Genomic DNA, 15,252 nt, shown 5'->3' on the forward strand with positions numbered 1-15,252 from the left:
ATCGCGGGGCGGCGGGCCGTCCTCGCCGCCCCGCCCGTGAAGGAGAGCCACATGAGCACGGGAGTTTGGCTGATCGGAGCACGCGGATCGGTCGCCGTCACGAGCATGATCGGAGCGCTCGCCGTACGGGCGGGCCTGGCCACGCCCACCGGCTGCGTCCTGGAGTCGCCCGAGCTGCGCGACCTCGTCCGGCCCGGCATCGGCGACCTGGTCTTCGGCGGCCACGACATCACCTCCGTCCCCCTCGACAAGAAGGCCGCGGCGCTGGCCGAGGCGGGCGTCGTCCCGTCCGCGCTGGTCCGGGCCGTACACGGCGACCTGCTCGTCATCGAGCAGGACGTGCGCCCCCTGCCCCCAGCCGCCGGCAACCCCGCACCGCCCGGCGCGGTCCGTGCCCCCGCCGCCGGGGGCACGGCGCATCAAACGGCCGGGCCGGCCTCCGGCGCCATCCAGGCCGAGGTGGCGCGGGCCATCGGCGCGGACCTCGACCGTTTCCGCCGCCGCCACAACCTGGACCGGGTCGTCGTGATCAACGTCTCGACCACCGAACCCACTCCCCCGCCGCACCCCGCCCACGCCGACCTCGACGCGCTCCAGGCCGCGCTGGCAGGCCCCGATCCCGTCCTGCCGCCCAGCTCGCTGGCCGCCTACGCCGCGCTGCTCGCCGGCTGCCCGTACGTCGACTTCACCCCCTCGACCGGCGCCCGATTGCCCGCCCTCGACGCCCTCGCCCACCGGCTGCGCCTCCCCTACGCCGGGCACGACGGCAAGACCGGCGAGACCCTCGTGAAGTCGGTGCTCGCCCCGATGTTCGCCCAGCGCAACCTGAAGGTGCGCACCTGGTCCGGTATCAACCTGCTGGGCGGCGGCGACGGCGCCAACCTCGCCCAGCCCGGCGCCAACGCGGCCAAGGCCGCCAGCAAGCAGCGCGTGCTGGCCGAGACCCTCGGCTACGCCCCGCAGGGCGAGACCCGCATCGACTATCTGGAAGACCTCGGCGACTTCAAGACCGCCTGGGACCTGGTCACCTTCGAGGGCTTCCTCGGCACCGCCATGCGGATGGAGTTCACCTGGCACGGCTGCGACTCCGCACTGGCCGCGCCCCTGATCCTCGACCTGGCCCGGCTGACGGCGGCCGCCCACCGCGCCGGGCGGACCGGCCCGCTGGCCGAGCTGGCCTTCTTCTTCAAGGACCCCCTCGGCCGGACACCGCACGCTCTGGCCGCCCAGTGGCAGGCGCTGCGCGACCTCGTCACCGTTCTCAGCGCTGAGGACGCGGAGGACGGAGCGGAAACGCCGGAGGTGGGCCGATGACGGGCCTGCGCGACCTGCTCGAACTCGTGCGCGCGCCCGCCGCGCTCTCCGTCCCCGGTGACGTGGTCGCGGGGGCGGCCGGCGGGCAGGCGCTCGGCGGCCGGACCGCCGTCCTGGCCTGCTCCTCGGTCTGCCTGTACTGGGCGGGCATGGCCGCCAACGACTGGGCCGACCGCCGTCTCGACGCGGTGGAGCGGCCGGAGCGGCCCATCCCCTCGGGCCGGGTGCCGCCGGGCCTGGCCCTCGCCGTGGCCGCCGGGCTCACCGCCGCCGGGGTCACCGTGGCGGGACTCGCCGGCGGGCGGCGTGCCCTGGCGGTCGCCGCCCCCCTGGCCGCCGCCGTCTGGGCGTACGACCTGCTCGCCAAGAACACGCCCGCCGGGCCCGCGTCGATGGCCCTGTGCCGCGGCCTGGACGTGCTGCTGGGCGCCGCGCCCGGCCGCTCGCCCGCGGGCGCGCTGCCCGCCGCGTTCACGATCGCCACCCACACCTACCTCCTCACCGCCCTCTCACGCGGCGAGGTGTCCGGCACGGCCCGGAGCCGCCCCGCCGCCACCCTGGCGGGCACTCTCGCCCTCGCCGCCGCCACCGCCCGCCGTCCCCCGAACCCTTGGGACGCGGCCGCACCCGCGACCCTCGCCGCCTGGTACGCCGCCCAGTTCGGCGCGTCCCAGGCCCGTGCCGTCGCCGACCCCTCGGCCGTTCGCGTACGGGAGGCGGTGACGGCCGGGATCGTCAGCCTGCCCGCGCTCCAGGGCGCCCTCGCCGCGCGTGCCGGCGCCACCCGCGCCGGCATCGCCATCGCCGCGGCGGTCCCGCTGGCCCGCCGCCTGGTCAGAAAGCTCTCCCCCACATGATCAGATTCGGCTACGGCACCAACGGCTTCGCCAACCACCGTCTGACGGACGCCCTCGACGTCATCGCCGATCTCGGCTACGCCGGAGTGGCCCTGACCCTCGACCACCACCACCTCGACCCCTACGCCGACGGCCTGGGGCCACGGGTGGCCAAGCTGGCCGACCGCCTGCGTACCCTCGGCCTGGCGGTGGTCATCGAGACCGGCGCCCGGTTCCTGCTCCACCCGCGGCGCAAGCACGCCCCCACGCTGCTCGACGACGACCGGGAGACGCGGGTGGACTTCCTGCGCCGGGCCGTCGCCATCGGCGCCGACCTGGGCGCCGAGGCGGTGTCGTTCTGGTCCGGCGTACGCCCCGCCCACGTCGATCCGGCCCTCGCCTGGGAACGTCTGGTCGAGGGTTGCGCGCGGATCCTCGACACGGCGTGGGGTGCCGGGGTGCCGCTGGGCTTCGAGCCCGAGCCGGGCATGCTCGTCGAGACGATCGCCGGGTGGCGGGCGTTGCACCGCGAGCTCGGCTCTCCGACCGGCTTCGGCATCACTCTGGACATCGGCCACTGCCGCTGCAACGAACCCGACCCGGTGCCCGGCTGCGTGGAGGCCGTGGCCGGGCACCTGGTCAACGTCCAGATCGACGACATGCGCCGGGGGGTGCACGAGCATCTGGAGTTCGGCGAAGGTGAGGTCGACTTCCCGCCCGTGCTCCGCGCGCTCGCCGACTCCGGCTACCGCGGCCTGGTCGCGGTCGAGCTCCCCCGCCACTCGCACGCCGCACCCACCGTGGCCGCCCAGTCCCTCGCCTTCCTGCGCCGCGCCGAGCGGGAGGCCCCGTACCCGGCCGAAGGGGGTGCGTCGTGACGCGGGCCGAGCAGCTCCGGACGGCGCTTGCGGGCACCCCTTCCTGGGCGTGGCTCGACGGCGCGCTCGGCACCGCGGCCGAGCGCCCCGAGACGGCGGCGCGGTCCTTCGCCGCGGCCGGGCGGCGCGCCGGCCGGGCCCCGCTGCGGGACGTGCCCGGGTGGACGGCCGACGAGGCGGCCAGGGCGCTGCTGCTCGCCGCGCTCCCGCCCGACCGCGTCACCCACATGACCTGCGACCTCTACCAGCACGGCGACGCCGACGAGAAGCGGGCGGTGCTCAAGTCCCTGCCGATGCTGGCGGTCGGGGCGGCGGCGCTGCCGCTGCTGCACGACGCGATCCGCACCAACGACGCCCGCCTGGTGGCCGCCGCCCTCGGCCCGTACGCGCGCCACCTCGACCAGGCGGCCTGGCGGCAGGCCGTGCTCAAGTGCGTGTTCATGGGGGTGCCGCTGGCCGCCGTGGACCGGCTGGACGAGCGGGCCGACACCGAGCTGGCCTCCATGCTGGCCGCCTTCGCCGACGAACGTGCCGCGGCCGGGCGCCACATGCCCGCGGACGCGGCCTCGCTGCTCCACCGTCTCACCAGGCAGGAGACCTGATGCGCATCTTCGACCCGCACATCCACATGACCTCGCGCACCACCGACGACTACGCGCGCATGGCCGCCGCGGGGATCCAGGCCGTCGTGGAGCCCGCCTTCTGGCTGGGCCAGCCGCGCACCAACCCCGGCTCGTTCGCCGACTACTTCGACTCGCTCCTCGGCTGGGAGCCGTACCGGGCCGCACAGTTCGGCGTCGTGCACCACGCCACCATCGCGCTCAACCCCAAGGAGGCCGGCGACCCGCGCTGCCGCCCCGTACTGGACCTGCTGCCGCGGTACCTGGACAAGGACCGCGTCGTCGCCGTCGGCGAGATCGGCTACGACTCGATGACCCCCGACGAGGACGACGCCTTCGAGCGGCAGCTCGCCCTCGCCGTCGAGCACGACCTCCCGGCGCTCGTGCACACCCCCCACCGTGACAAGGCCCGCGGCACCCGGCGCAGCCTCGACGTGGTCGCCGCCTCCGGCATCGCGCCCGAGCGGGTCGCGATCGACCACCTCAACGAGGTGACCGTCGATCTCGTGCGCGGCTCCGGCTGCTGGATGGGCTTCTCCATCTATCCCGAGACCAAGATGTCCCCGCCCCGCATGGTGGAGATCCTCCGTCGCCACGGACTGGACCGGATGCTGGTCAACTCCGCCGCCGACTGGGGCGTGTCCGACCCGCTGCTCACCCTGGAAACGGGCAGGGAGATGCTGGCGGCGGGGTTCAGCGAGGACGACGTCGACCGGGTGCTGTGGCGCAACCCGGTGGAGTTCTACGGCCAGTCCGGCCGCCTCGAGCTGGCCGTCACCGGTGCCGGCGAGCCCGCGTTCGCCGGTAGCTCCATCAAGCGCGGCGGCTCCTGATGCGGCTGCGTCACCCGTCCGGCACGCCGCTGCACCTCAGCTACTGCACCAACGTGCACCCGGCCGAGGACCTCGAGGGCATCATCGCTCAACTCGACACGTACGCGGTGCCGGTCCGCATCATCCTCGGCACCGACGTCCTGGGGCTCGGCCTCTGGCTGGCCGCGCCGGTCGCCGCCGCGCTCGCCGCCGACTCCGCGCTGCGCGGCCGGCTCCGCCGCGAGCTGGACGCGCGGGGCCTGGAGGTGGTCACGCTCAACGGGTTCCCCTACCGTTCCTTCCACGATCCGGTGGTCAAGCACGCCGTCTACCGCCCCGACTGGACCACCACGGCCCGGCTGACCTACACCTTGGACCTGGCGCACGTCCTGGCGGACCTGCTTCCTGAGGACGCGACCAGGGGGTCGGTCTCCACCCTGCCGTTCGGCTGGCGCGAGCCGTGGAACGCCGCGATGGCCGGCCTGGCCGCGCGCCGGCTCGACGAGCTGGCCGCGGGGCTGGCCGCCGTCGAGTCCACGACCGGGCGGGTCATCCGGGTGGGGTTCGAGCCAGAGCCTGGCTGCGTGGTGGAGACCACCGAGCAGGCCATCACCTGCCTGTCGGACTCCGACACCGACCGGCTCGGCATCTGCCTGGATCTCGCCCACCTGGCCTGCGCCTGGGAACGCCCCGCGGACGCGATGCGCGCCCTGCGCGAGGCGGGCCTGCCCATCGTCAAGGTGCAGCTCTCGGCCGCCCTCGAGACCTCGCACCCGGAGGCCCTGCACGAGTACGCCGAGCCACGTTTCCTGCACCAGACTCGCAACCCCGTGGGCGGCAGCGCCGACGACCTGGACGAGGCGTTCGTCCGGGAGCTCCCGGGCCCCTGGCGAGTCCACTACCACCTGCCCCTGCACGTCGCCCCGGCCGCGCCGCTGGCCACGACCACCCCGGTGCTCCGCGAGGCGCTCGAGGAGATGGTGGGCGGCCCCGAGCCGCTCTGCGACCACTTCGACGTGGAGACCTACACCTGGAGCGTGCTGCCTCCCGCGCTGCGTCCCAAGAGCCCCGAACAGCTCGCCGTCAACATCGCCGACGAGCTCGACTACGCCCGCGGCCGGCTACGCGACCTGGGAGTGACAGCATGACACCGCTACTGGTCCTGGACGTGGTGGGGCTGACCCCGAGGCTCCTGGCCCACATGCCGCGGCTGCGCGCCGTCGCCGCCCGCGGCTTCCAGGCAGAGCTCGGCACCGTCCTGCCCGCCGTCACCTGTCCTGCGCAGTCGACGTTCCTCACCGGCCTCCCGCCGTCCGGGCACGGCGTCGTCGGCAACGGCTGGTACTTCCGCGACCTAGGCGAGGTGCTGCTGTGGCGCCAGCACAACGCGCTCGTCGGCGGCGAGAAGCTGTGGCAGGCCGCCCGCCGCGTGCAGCCCGGCTACACCGTGGCCAACGTCTGCTGGTGGTACGCCATGGGCGCCGACGTCGACTGGACCATCACGCCACGGCCGATCTATTACGCCGACGGCCGCAAGGAGCCGGACTGCTACACCGACCCGCCGCGGTTGCACGACGAGCTCACCGCGGCACTGGGCACGTTCCCGCTGTTCAGCTACTGGGGTCCCGGGGCGGGCATCGCCTCCTCGGCCTGGATCTGCCGCGCCACCGAGCACGTCATGGCCGCGTACGACCCGGACCTGACCCTGGCCTACCTCCCGCACCTGGACTACGACCTGCAGCGTTACGGCCCGTCGGATCCGCGCTCCGCCGCGGCCGCCACCGAGCTCGACGCCGTGCTCGCGCCCCTGCTGGACGCCGCGGCCGCGAGGGGCAGGACCGTGGTGGCCTTGTCGGAGTACGGCATCACCGACGTCTCCCGTCCCGTCGACATCAACCGCACACTGCGCGCCGAGGGATTCCTGCGCGTGCACACCCAGGCCGGCATGGAGTACCTGGACCCGTGGACCTCGCGCGCGTTCGCTCTCGCCGACCACCAGGTGGCCCATGTCTACGTGCGCGATCCCGCCGACGAGCCGGCCGTCGCCGCGCTGTGCGCGTCCGTGCCGGGCGTGGCCGCGGTGCTCGACCGGGACGGCAAGGCGGCGCACGGCCTGGACCACGCTCGCTCCGGCGAACTGGTGCTGCTCGCCGAACCCGATGCCTGGTTCACCTACTACTACTGGCTCGACGACGCCCACGCGCCGGACTTCGCCCGGCTCGTCGAGATCCACCGCAAGCCCGGCTACGACCCTGCCGAGCTCCTCTTCGACCCTGAGTCCCCTGCGGCGGCCAAGCGGCGGGCGGGGGTGGCGCTGCTGCGCAAGAAGCTCGGCCTGCGTTACCTCATGAACGTCGTCGGGCTCGGCGCGGGCGCCCGCGCCGTACGCGGCTCCCACGGTCTGCTACCCGCCGACCCGGCCGACGCCCCCGTGCTGCTCTGCTCCGATGCCTCCGCGGCCCGGGAACGGTTCGAGGCGGTCGAGGTCAAGGACCTGCTCCTGCGGCTCACGCTGCCGGGGGCATGAAGCGTCGCCTCCCTCTTCAAGCCGGGGTTCATATGTACAAGAGATGTTGTGCAATGACTCTTGTACATATACGCTCCTCGTTGTGCCCGACGACCACCCTTCGATCACCGACTCGCGGGTCCTGGCAGCCATGGCGCACCCGGTGCGCCGCCGCCTCCTCGACCTGCTGAAACTCGACGGCCCCGCCACCGCCAGCACCCTGTCAGAACAGACCGGGGAAGCGGTCGGCAACGTCAGCCACCACCTGCGCGCCCTGGCAGCCGCCGAGCTGATCGAGGAGGCGCCGGAGCTGGCCCGCGACCGGCGCGAACGCTGGTGGCGTCGGACCACGCCCACGCTCTGCTGGTCGTCCACCGATTTCGCCGACGACGCCGCAGGGGAAGCGGTGGCCCGGGCCGTCGAATCGCTCAACCTGGAGCGGCAGACCGGCCACGTGCGCCGCTGGGCGGACCAGCCCCAGTCCGAGCAGGAACGCTGGCCGCTCGGGCCGTTCTCGACCGAGGCCTGGATCCGCGTCACCGACGAAGAGCTGGCCGAATACGCCGCCGAGATCAAAGCCGTGATGAACAAGTGGGCAGAGCGCCAGCTGCCCGACGACGGCCGGGAACGCGGCACCGTCTTCACCTTCGCCCGCGCAGTGCCCGGCCGGCCGTGACGATCGCAGAGGGAACCCGTTTCGGGCTGCTGCACCGGCGCGACTTCCGGCTGCTGTGGATCGGCGAAAGCATCAGCAGCCTGGGCAGTTCCGTCACCGGTGTCGCGCTGCCCCTGGTCGCGGTGACCGTGCTGGACGCGCCGCCGCTCGCGGTCGGCGTGCTGGCTGCCGCCGCCTGGCTGCCCTGGCTGCTCATCGGCCTGCCTGCGGGTGTCTGGGTGGACCGCCTCCCCCGCCGCCGCGTGATGCTGGTGGCCGACTGGGCGTCGATGGTGGCCTTCCTCAGCGTCCCGATCGCCGCCGCTCTCGGCCGGCTCACGGTCGGCCAGCTGATCGTGGTCGCGCTGGCCGCGGGGACCGCCAAGGTGTTCTTCGCGACGGCCTATCGCGCCTACCTGCCGTTCTTGGTGGACGGGCCGGACCTGCTGGAGGCCAACGCCAAGCTCCAGGGCAGCGAGCAGGTGGCGAACCTGGCCGGGCCCGGCCTCGCCGGGCTGCTCGCCCAGTTGTTCTCGGCCGTCGGCTGCCTGGTCGCCGACGCCGCCAGCTTCGCCGTCTCGGCCATCTGCCTTGCCCGCATCCAACGCCGCGAAGCCCACTCCCCCAGCCCCCGCCGGCGCCTCCGCGCCGAGATCCGCGACGGCATTCTCCTGGTCGCCCGCGATCCGTTGCTTCGCGGCAACACCCTGTACGGCTGTGCGGCCAACCTGGCCCTGACCGGCTACACGTCGTTGACCGTGCTCTTCCTGGTGGACGACGTCGGGACCGGCGCGGGCGAGACCGGCCTGCTGATCGCGGCCACCAGCCTGGGTGGCATCGTCGGCGCCATGGTCGCACGGCCGGTGGCGGCACGGTTCGGCAGCGCGCGGACCGTTCTGCTGGGCAAAGCCGGCCTGGCCCCCGCCGGCCTGATGATCCCGCTGGCGGATCGCGGGGCCGGACTGGCGCTGTTCGTCCTGGGCGGCGTGTTGATCGTCACGGGGGTCGTAGCAGGAAACGTGGTCTTCTCCGGTTTCATCCAGACGTACGTGCCGGGCGAACTGATGGGCCGGGTGACATCCAGCGTGCAGCTGGTCAACTTCGGCGCGATGCCGCTCGGGGGCATCCTGGCCGGCGCACTGGCCGATGCGTTCGCCGTCCGCACGGCGTTGTGGGTGATGCTGATCGGCTTCGTGCTGAGCGGCCTGATCCTCCTCGCCAGCCCTCTGCGCCGCCTGCGCGATCTGCCGCCCGGCCGGCTGGACACCCGCCTGTGACCCATGCCGGCCCCAGCATTCCCTGAGTCAAGAGAGGATCCCCTTTGAGGTACCGCACCATCGGCAATGATCCGAAGACCCGCCGTGATGTCAGCGTGCTGAGCCTTGGCGCCATGCTGTTCGGCACCGCCATCGACGAGTCGACGTCGTTTGCCATCCTCGACCGGTTCGTCGAGGCCGGCGGCAACTTCATCGACACCGCCAACAACTACGCGTACTGGGTCAACGGTACTCAGGGCGGAGAGAGCGAGGCGCTGCTCGGGCGCTGGCGCCGCAGTCGCGGCGTCGGGGATGAGATCGTCATCGCCACCAAGCTCGGAGGGCGGCCCAACGTTCCAGCGACCACCCTCAGCCACGACCTTGAGGGCTTGTCCGCCCAAGTGATACAGGAATCGTCGGAGCGGAGCAGGGAACGGCTCGGCGTGGACAAGCTGGACCTCCTGTATGCCCACGCCTACATCGAAGGTTCCAGGGTGCCGCTGGAGGAGACCGTAGGGGCTTTCGCGGGTTTGGTCCAGGAAGGCACTGTGGGTCTGCTTGGGGCGAGTAACCACTGGGCCTGGCGACTCGAGCGGGCCCGGAGCCTGGCGGCCGCGGCAGGGCTGCCCGGCTATGAGGTCGTGCAATATCACCACACCTACCTGCGGCCGCGTACCGATCTGCCGACACTGCGATCCAAGGACGGCAACCTCGGCGTGGTCAGCGGGAACCTGCTCAGTTATCTGAGGGCCGAGCCCGGACTCTCGCTGGTCGCGTACTCGCCCCTGCTGGGCGGCGGTTACGTCCGCCAGGACAAGCCGCTCGACGTGGCGTTCGACCACGCCGGCACACCTGTGCGCCTGGCGGCGCTGCGGGAGGTGGCGCACGAGACCGGAGCGACCGTCAACCAGGTGGTGCTGGCCTGGCTCATGGGCGGCGAGATCCCGGTGATCCCGCTGGTGGGCGCATCCTCGGTGGAGCAACTGAACGAGAGCCTGACCGCGGCAGACCTGGAGTTGACGGCGGAACAGCGGGCGAAACTGGACGCCGCGCACTGACACTCTCCATCAGGCCGACATCCTCCCCACCACGCGACAAAGGCTCCCGTCACGTTCCCTACGTCATGACGGGCAGGAAGACAGATGAGGTCGATCCAGGCCGTTGGGAAGAGGCTTCCCAGTGGGCCTGCCGGTAAGGCCGGCCCCACCAGCCGCCATCTTGCGACGGTTGCGTCCACGGGGTGCTCGCTGTGCCCAGATCCCGACTCGCTCGCCTTGCCACCAGCGTGGATGTGCTGGAGGCAAGGCCTGAGCCACCCCACCGGACTTGTCACCCTCCACAGGAGCGGACGCGTCGTCGCCGGGGATGTGCTTACTCCTGCAGGATGGAGAGGGCTCGGGGTGCGCACAGGGTGACGGCGTGGCGCGCCTGTGCGGCTCTGATCCGCATCATGTCCTGCTCACCAGGTGACCGGGAGTTCGTGAGCGCCGTAGATGACGGCGTCGGTCTTGAACGGCAGGTCCTCGGTCGATGCGGCGAGCTGCAGGGTGGGGATACGGCGGAACAGCGTGTCGAAGACGATCTGCAGTTCCATTCGGGCCAGGTTCTGGCCGAGGCACTGGTGCGGGCCGAATCCGAAGGCGAGGTGGTGGCGGGCTCCGCGCTCGACATCCAGTTCGGCCGGGTCCTTGAACGCCGCCGGGTCCCAGTTGGCCGACAGGGTTGAGACGATGACGCCCTCGCCGGCCTTGATGCTCACCCCGCCGATCTCCACGTCTTCGGTGGCCAGCCGGGAGGTGACTCCGTCGGCGATGGTGAAGTAGCGCAGCAGCTCCTCCACGGCCATGGGCGTCTTGTCCGGCAAGGACAACCCGGAGGGCGCCACAGCTGAGGCGATAGCCGAGGCCGGCGGAGGCCAGAGCGCGGAAAACGCGGACTCGGCGGACCGGGTGGCTCAACACGAGCAGCGCCAAAGGCAGGAGGACGAGGACAAGGACGAGGGCGCCGACGTCTTCGCCGCGATCCGCGAGGAGCCGGGCGACGTCAGCGTGAAGTCCATCGAGCGGGAGGCGTTCAAGCTCGGCGCGATCCGCGCGGTCGGGTTGCCGGAGGACCTGTTCGCCGACATCGCGCCCGCTGTCCTGCTGGCCTGGCGGTCCCGGTGGCCGCCGAGGCGCCCAGCCACCTGCGCGAGCACCCGGACGCCATCAAGGTCACCCTGCCGGCCGCCTACCTGCACTGCCGGCAATGGGGTTAACGAGGGCCGCCGGCGCCGGCCTGCAGGAGTTTGGCGAGGATCGCGCTCAGCTGGCCGCGCTCGTCAGGGGTAAGGGCGTGGAAGGCGTCCTCGAGGAAGGCCGGGATCGAGGCTTGGGCCTGGGCGAGTCGTCGGCTGCCTGAGTCGGTGACGGTGACGGCGTAGGAGCGCCGGTCGCGGGGGTTGCGTTCTCTGCGGACGTGGCCCGCTCGCTCCAGGTCGTCGCAGATGCCGACCATGACGCTGCGGTCGATCCGGAGTTCCTCGCTGAGCGTCTGCTGGGAGCAGGGGCCGACGGCGTCGAGCATCTGGAGCACGAGGTGTTGCCCGACTCCGAGCCCTTCCTCGGAGGCGTGGGCGTCGGCGGCGCGGGCCACGGCGGCCGAGGCCCGGCACAGCGCGATGTCCAGCCGCTCGGCGGCGAGTTGCGGAAAGTAGGCCGTCCCGCGGTCCGTCGTTCTGGTCGTTGTCGCCATCGCTCTCCTCTTGCGTCCAACCGTCAGCGTACTCCAACTCTATCTCCACGCAGACTGTTTGACAGCAGATGATTTGCAGTCCTACGGTTCCAACCGTCTGTCCGCCAATTGTTTGCATGCAGATGGAGAGTGATCGTGACCCGAACCGACGGCCGCCAACAGGTGGCCCTGGTGTTGCTGTGCGCCGCGGTGTTCCTCGACTCGATGGACCTGTCGTTGATGGGCGTGGCCCTGCCCGCCATCGGGCGGGATCTGTCGCTGCCGGAGAGCACCCTGCAGTGGCTGATGTCCGGCTACGCGGTCGCCTACGGCGGGTTCCTGCTGCTCGGCGGCCGCATCGCCGACCTGTTCGGCCGCCGCCGGGTGTTCCTGCTGGCGCTGGCGGTGTTCGCGGCGGCGAGCCTGGCCGGCGGGCTCCTGTCGGCGGGGTGGCCGCTGGTGGTCACCCGGGTGGTCAAGGGGGTGGCGGCCGCGCTCACCGCCCCGGCCGCGTTGTCGCTCATCACCACCACGTTCGCCGAGGGGCCGCAGCGCAACCGGGCGCTGGGGATCTACTCGCTGGCCGGGGCGACCGGCTACACCGCCGGGCTGATCGCCTCCGGCCTGCTGACCGAGATCAACTGGCGGCTGGTGTTCTTCCTGCCGGTCCCGATCGCCCTGCTCGTGCTGGCTGCGGCGCCGCTGGCACTGCCGCGCGGCCCTCGGCGGCCCGGGGTGCGTGAGGGGTTCGACGCGGCCGGCGCCGTCACGGTCACCGGCGGCGTGCTGTTGCTGGTGTTCGCGCTGACGGAGAAGAGCTGGCCGGCCGGTGTCGTGGCCGCGCTGCTGCTGGGTGCCTTCGTCGCCATCGAACGCCGACGGCACGCGCCGCTCGTTCCGCTGGAGGTGTTCAGGTCCGGCATGATGGGAGCCGCCGATCTCGCGGCGCTGGCCTGGGCGTGCGCGACGATCGGCTGGCAGTTCGTCGCCGTCCTGTATCTACAGCAGGTGCTCGGCTACACCCCGCTGGCCACGGGGCTCGGGATCGTCCCGATGGGCCTGGCCATCGTCATCACCGCCAACCTGGCCGGCAGGCTGATCAGCCGGTGGGGCCTGGGGCGGGTGGCCACCGCCGGGATGCTGGTCCAGGGCGCGGGCATCCTGTTGTTCCTGCGGGCCGGGGCCACCGGCGACTACGTCACGGTGCTGCTGCCCGCGCTGGTCGTCCACGGCGTCGGCAACGGGCTGTCCTTCCCGAGCCTCAACATCGCCGCCGTCGCCGGCCTGCCGGACGAGCGGCAGGGGCTGGCCTCGGGACTGGTCACCTCCGCCGTACAGATCGGCGCCGGAATCGGCGTGGCGGTGCTGGCGGCGGTGCTGACGCTCGGAGGTTCCACGCTGTCCGGATACCGGATCGCCTTCCTGACAGCGGGCGGCTTCTCCCTGCTCGGCGCCCTCATCGCCGCGTACGGTCTACGCCCCCGCCGCTCCGCACCCGTACCCACCGCCTGAAGGAGACACGTCATGACGCTGGACCTCAGCCCGGACGAGCTGCTGAGCACGACCCGCGCAGTGCGCAAGCGCCTGGATCTCACCCGCCCGGTGCCGCGCGAGCTGATCGAGGAGTGCGTGGACCTGGCCGTACAGGCACCGACCGGGCGCAACCGGCAGCGCTGGCACTTCATGGTCGTGACCGAGGCCGAGCAGCGGCGGGCCGTGGCCGACATCTTCCTGCGCGCCCTGCCGCTGGCCACCGGGCAGCCGCTGACCGAACGCGACGTGCGGCGGATGAACTACCATCCCGGCTCCACCGAGCGGGTCTTCGACGGCCTGCGCCACCTGGCCGACAACATCCACCGGGTGCCCGCGTTCGTCATCCCTGGCGTGGAGGGACGCACCGAACGCGCCCCGGTGGCCGTACAGGCCGGTGCGTGGGGATCGATCCTGCCCGCGGTCTGGAGCTTCATGCTGGCCGCCCGGGCGCGCGGCCTCGGCACGGTGTGGACCACCGCCCAGGGACCGCTCGAACGCGAGCTGGCCGAGGTGCTCGGCGTGCCGTACGAGGAGGTCATGCTGGCGGCCTTCATCCCGCTGGCCTTCACCATCGGCACCGACTTCAAGCCCGCTCCCCGCATACCGCGGGAGGAGGTCCTGCACTGGGACCGGTGGTGAGCGGCGCCAGCGCCGGCGGAGTCAAGGCGGCGAGTTTGAGGTAACCGGGCGGTCGACCCGACGCTCGACCCCCGCGCGCTTGGCCGCGTCCTGGGTCCACCGGTGCTCTCCCGTCCGCTCATGCGGCGGCGGCTCGGCGAGGGCCGCCCACCGCTCCTGTTCGTCCGGATCTCCGCCAGGAATGGCCCGCTCTCCCTTCACCGCGGTGTGTTCACCGGGCGGGATGCGAATCGCCGGCTCCAATTCTCAGCCTGCCTCCGCACGCTCGGCCCTCAACCGTTCCACGTCGGCGAGCACCCTGTCGCGGATGTGGCAGATCAGTTTGGCCAGATCGGCGCAGTAGACGGAAGGATTGAGAAATCCCGAGCCGGCGCGGTATCGAGTGCTGTACTCGCCGGCCCCGCAGATATCCCGGATCGAGCAGGAAACGCAGATCGGCGACAGGTCGGCCACCCCTCGTTGCCGGGCGACGACGCCCGGAAGAAGTCGCGCGTCGTCGAACGTGTCGCGAAAAACGTTCAAGCCGGTGAATGGGGCGCCCTCGTAGGCGGACTTCAAAGCGTCGCCGAGTTCGATGGTTCCGTCGCTTTCGATGACGATGAGCTGGAACGGGCTGAGCCCCAGCTCCTCGGTGTAGGCATGACCGCCGAGGCACAACGTCATGATGTTCTCGAAGAGCCTGACACCGGTCGGAAGCGGCACCGTGGAATACCAGCGCTCGAAGATCGGTATCAGCCAGTCCGCATACGCGGTGCCCCCGTCCCCGGAGGTCCATCCCGGTGGAGGAGACGACCAATTGCCGAGCGGCATCAGGAAGTCCACGGCCGGCGCCCCCGTGGCGAGCAGCGCCTCGTAGGTGGTCAGGGGGTCGTTCTCCAGGTCGATGGTGCACAGCACAAGGTCGAAGAGGTCACGGTAAGCGGGACGGTCCAGAGCCTCGATGCCGCGCATCACCAGGTCATAGCTGCCGCGGCCGTTGGCGTACTTGCGGTGGCGGTTCTGGCCTTCCCTGTCGCCGTCGAGGCTGACCGTGACACCGATGCGGTGTTCGCGCAGGACGTTCAGTAGTTTCTCGTCAGAAAGGAGCACGCCGTTCGTGGTGGTGACGAGCCGCAGCGGGACCTCGGACGGCGCGGCGCTCCGGAACGCTCGCGCCGCGTACGCGAATTGATCCGCGCCGGCGAGCAGCGCTTCGCCGCCGTGCATCCTCACCGACGCTCCCTGAATTTCGTCGGCGTGAGCCCGCAGGTGCTCTCCGAGCCGGAAGGCGACCTGGTCGATCGTCTCGCGTGACATGGCCACCGGTTTGTTCTTCCAGCTCTGGTCGGCCATCTCGTACATGTAGCAGTAGTCACAGGCCAGGTTGCACCGGCCGTGGAGTTTGAGAGCGAATTCCACGAAGGGCAGAGGGCGCCAGTACGGATCCTCAAGCGCCTGATCGGTCACGTCCTGAGTCGGCCATTCGGCAGCTCGCTCTTTCACCTGCACGAT

Annotated in this window: 16 protein-coding genes; 12 read left to right on the top strand and 4 right to left on the bottom strand. The window is 71.8% G+C overall.

Going from position 1 to position 15,252, the window contains the following annotated elements; genetic code table 11:
- Nucleotides 1-51 precede the first annotated feature (51 nt).
- The 10 genes from ACQPWU_RS37605 to ACQPWU_RS37650 all read left to right on the top strand — a co-directional run bounded on the left by ACQPWU_RS37605 (nucleotide 52) and on the right by ACQPWU_RS37650 (nucleotide 9,935).
- Nucleotides 52-1,314 carry an inositol-3-phosphate synthase gene (locus ACQPWU_RS37605; RefSeq protein ID WP_433430203.1) on the top strand — a complete coding sequence of 421 codons (1,263 nt, stop codon included), beginning with the start codon at nucleotides 52-54 and terminating at the stop codon, nucleotides 1,312-1,314.
- On the top strand, nucleotides 1,311-2,171 hold the full coding sequence (locus ACQPWU_RS37610; protein WP_433430204.1) for an SCO3242 family prenyltransferase: 861 nt from the start codon (nucleotides 1,311-1,313) through the stop codon (nucleotides 2,169-2,171). Before ACQPWU_RS37605 ends, ACQPWU_RS37610 begins: the two co-directional genes overlap by 4 nt.
- On the top strand, nucleotides 2,168-3,028 hold the full coding sequence (locus ACQPWU_RS37615) for a sugar phosphate isomerase/epimerase family protein (RefSeq protein WP_433430206.1): 861 nt from the start codon (nucleotides 2,168-2,170) through the stop codon (nucleotides 3,026-3,028). The genes ACQPWU_RS37610 and ACQPWU_RS37615 overlap by 4 nt, the downstream gene beginning before the upstream one ends.
- Nucleotides 3,025-3,630 carry an EboA domain-containing protein gene (locus tag ACQPWU_RS37620; protein ID WP_433430208.1) on the top strand — a complete coding sequence of 202 codons (606 nt, stop codon included), beginning with the start codon at nucleotides 3,025-3,027 and terminating at the stop codon, nucleotides 3,628-3,630. The genes ACQPWU_RS37615 and ACQPWU_RS37620 overlap by 4 nt, the downstream gene beginning before the upstream one ends.
- A complete protein-coding gene (locus tag ACQPWU_RS37625) occupies nucleotides 3,630-4,481 on the top strand; it encodes a TatD family hydrolase (RefSeq protein ID WP_433430209.1) in 852 nt (283 codons plus the stop codon). The genes ACQPWU_RS37620 and ACQPWU_RS37625 overlap by 1 nt, the downstream gene beginning before the upstream one ends.
- Nucleotides 4,481-5,608, top strand: a complete 1,128-nt coding sequence (gene eboE / locus ACQPWU_RS37630; protein ID WP_433430211.1) for a metabolite traffic protein EboE — start codon at nucleotides 4,481-4,483, stop codon at nucleotides 5,606-5,608. The genes ACQPWU_RS37625 and eboE overlap by 1 nt, the downstream gene beginning before the upstream one ends.
- On the top strand, nucleotides 5,605-6,987 hold the full coding sequence (locus tag ACQPWU_RS37635) for an alkaline phosphatase family protein (RefSeq protein ID WP_433430213.1): 1,383 nt from the start codon (nucleotides 5,605-5,607) through the stop codon (nucleotides 6,985-6,987). The genes eboE and ACQPWU_RS37635 overlap by 4 nt, the downstream gene beginning before the upstream one ends.
- Before the next feature lie 82 nt (nucleotides 6,988-7,069).
- Nucleotides 7,070-7,642 carry a winged helix-turn-helix domain-containing protein gene (locus tag ACQPWU_RS37640; protein WP_433430214.1) on the top strand — a complete coding sequence of 191 codons (573 nt, stop codon included), beginning with the start codon at nucleotides 7,070-7,072 and terminating at the stop codon, nucleotides 7,640-7,642.
- Complete coding sequence (locus ACQPWU_RS37645; protein ID WP_433430215.1) at nucleotides 7,639-8,898, top strand: MFS transporter; 1,260 nt, start codon at nucleotides 7,639-7,641, stop codon at nucleotides 8,896-8,898. The genes ACQPWU_RS37640 and ACQPWU_RS37645 overlap by 4 nt, the downstream gene beginning before the upstream one ends.
- A gap of 44 nt (nucleotides 8,899-8,942) precedes the next feature.
- The gene (locus ACQPWU_RS37650) at nucleotides 8,943-9,935 is read left to right on the top strand and encodes an aldo/keto reductase (RefSeq protein ID WP_433430217.1); all 993 of its coding nucleotides are present in this window, start codon (nucleotides 8,943-8,945) and stop codon (nucleotides 9,933-9,935) included.
- A gap of 401 nt (nucleotides 9,936-10,336) precedes the next feature.
- Here the strand turns inward: ACQPWU_RS37650 and ACQPWU_RS37655 are convergent, their stop codons facing one another.
- Both ACQPWU_RS37655 and ACQPWU_RS37660 read right to left on the bottom strand, forming a co-directional pair.
- Nucleotides 10,337-10,762 carry a cytochrome P450 gene (locus tag ACQPWU_RS37655; protein WP_433430219.1) on the bottom strand — a complete coding sequence of 142 codons (426 nt, stop codon included), beginning with the start codon at nucleotides 10,760-10,762 and terminating at the stop codon, nucleotides 10,337-10,339.
- Between the two features lie 368 nt (nucleotides 10,763-11,130).
- Nucleotides 11,131-11,610 carry a MarR family winged helix-turn-helix transcriptional regulator gene (locus ACQPWU_RS37660; protein WP_433430220.1) on the bottom strand — a complete coding sequence of 160 codons (480 nt, stop codon included), beginning with the start codon at nucleotides 11,608-11,610 and terminating at the stop codon, nucleotides 11,131-11,133.
- Nucleotides 11,611-11,745: 135 nt separating this feature from the next.
- Here ACQPWU_RS37660 and ACQPWU_RS37665 point away from each other — a divergent pair, with 135 nt between their 5' ends.
- The gene (locus ACQPWU_RS37665; protein WP_433430222.1) at nucleotides 11,746-13,101 is read left to right on the top strand and encodes an MFS transporter; all 1,356 of its coding nucleotides are present in this window, start codon (nucleotides 11,746-11,748) and stop codon (nucleotides 13,099-13,101) included.
- Nucleotides 13,102-13,113: 12 nt separating this feature from the next.
- The gene (locus ACQPWU_RS37670; protein WP_433430224.1) at nucleotides 13,114-13,761 is read left to right on the top strand and encodes a nitroreductase family protein; all 648 of its coding nucleotides are present in this window, start codon (nucleotides 13,114-13,116) and stop codon (nucleotides 13,759-13,761) included.
- Between the two features lie 21 nt (nucleotides 13,762-13,782).
- On the opposite strand, the gene ACQPWU_RS37675 is transcribed toward ACQPWU_RS37670, so the two are convergent.
- A complete protein-coding gene (locus tag ACQPWU_RS37675; RefSeq protein ID WP_433430225.1) occupies nucleotides 13,783-13,962 on the bottom strand; it encodes a DUF6192 family protein in 180 nt (59 codons plus the stop codon).
- A gap of 45 nt (nucleotides 13,963-14,007) precedes the next feature.
- On the bottom strand, nucleotides 14,008-15,207 hold the full coding sequence (locus ACQPWU_RS37680; protein WP_433445387.1) for an FxsB family cyclophane-forming radical SAM/SPASM peptide maturase: 1,200 nt from the start codon (nucleotides 15,205-15,207) through the stop codon (nucleotides 14,008-14,010).
- Nucleotides 15,208-15,252: the final 45 nt, after the last annotated feature.

The sequence above is a fragment of the Nonomuraea sp. CA-141351 genome, from assembly GCF_050944675.1.
GTDB lineage: Bacteria > Actinomycetota > Actinomycetes > Streptosporangiales > Streptosporangiaceae > Nonomuraea.

Excerpts from the sequence above, each read along its gene's own strand:
- ACQPWU_RS37605 (WP_433430203.1), top strand. The coding sequence starts at position 52 with ATGAGCACGGGAGTTTGGCTGATCGGAGCACGCGGATCGGTCGCCGTC.
- ACQPWU_RS37610 (WP_433430204.1), top strand. The coding sequence starts at position 1,311 with ATGACGGGCCTGCGCGACCTGCTCGAACTCGTGCGCGCGCCCGCCGCG.
- ACQPWU_RS37615 (WP_433430206.1), top strand. The coding sequence starts at position 2,168 with ATGATCAGATTCGGCTACGGCACCAACGGCTTCGCCAACCACCGTCTG.
- ACQPWU_RS37625 (WP_433430209.1), top strand. The coding sequence starts at position 3,630 with ATGCGCATCTTCGACCCGCACATCCACATGACCTCGCGCACCACCGAC.
- eboE (WP_433430211.1), top strand. The coding sequence starts at position 4,481 with ATGCGGCTGCGTCACCCGTCCGGCACGCCGCTGCACCTCAGCTACTGC.
- ACQPWU_RS37635 (WP_433430213.1), top strand. The coding sequence starts at position 5,605 with ATGACACCGCTACTGGTCCTGGACGTGGTGGGGCTGACCCCGAGGCTC.
- ACQPWU_RS37660 (WP_433430220.1), bottom strand. The coding sequence starts at position 11,610 with ATGGCGACAACGACCAGAACGACGGACCGCGGGACGGCCTACTTTCCG.
- ACQPWU_RS37670 (WP_433430224.1), top strand. The coding sequence starts at position 13,114 with ATGACGCTGGACCTCAGCCCGGACGAGCTGCTGAGCACGACCCGCGCA.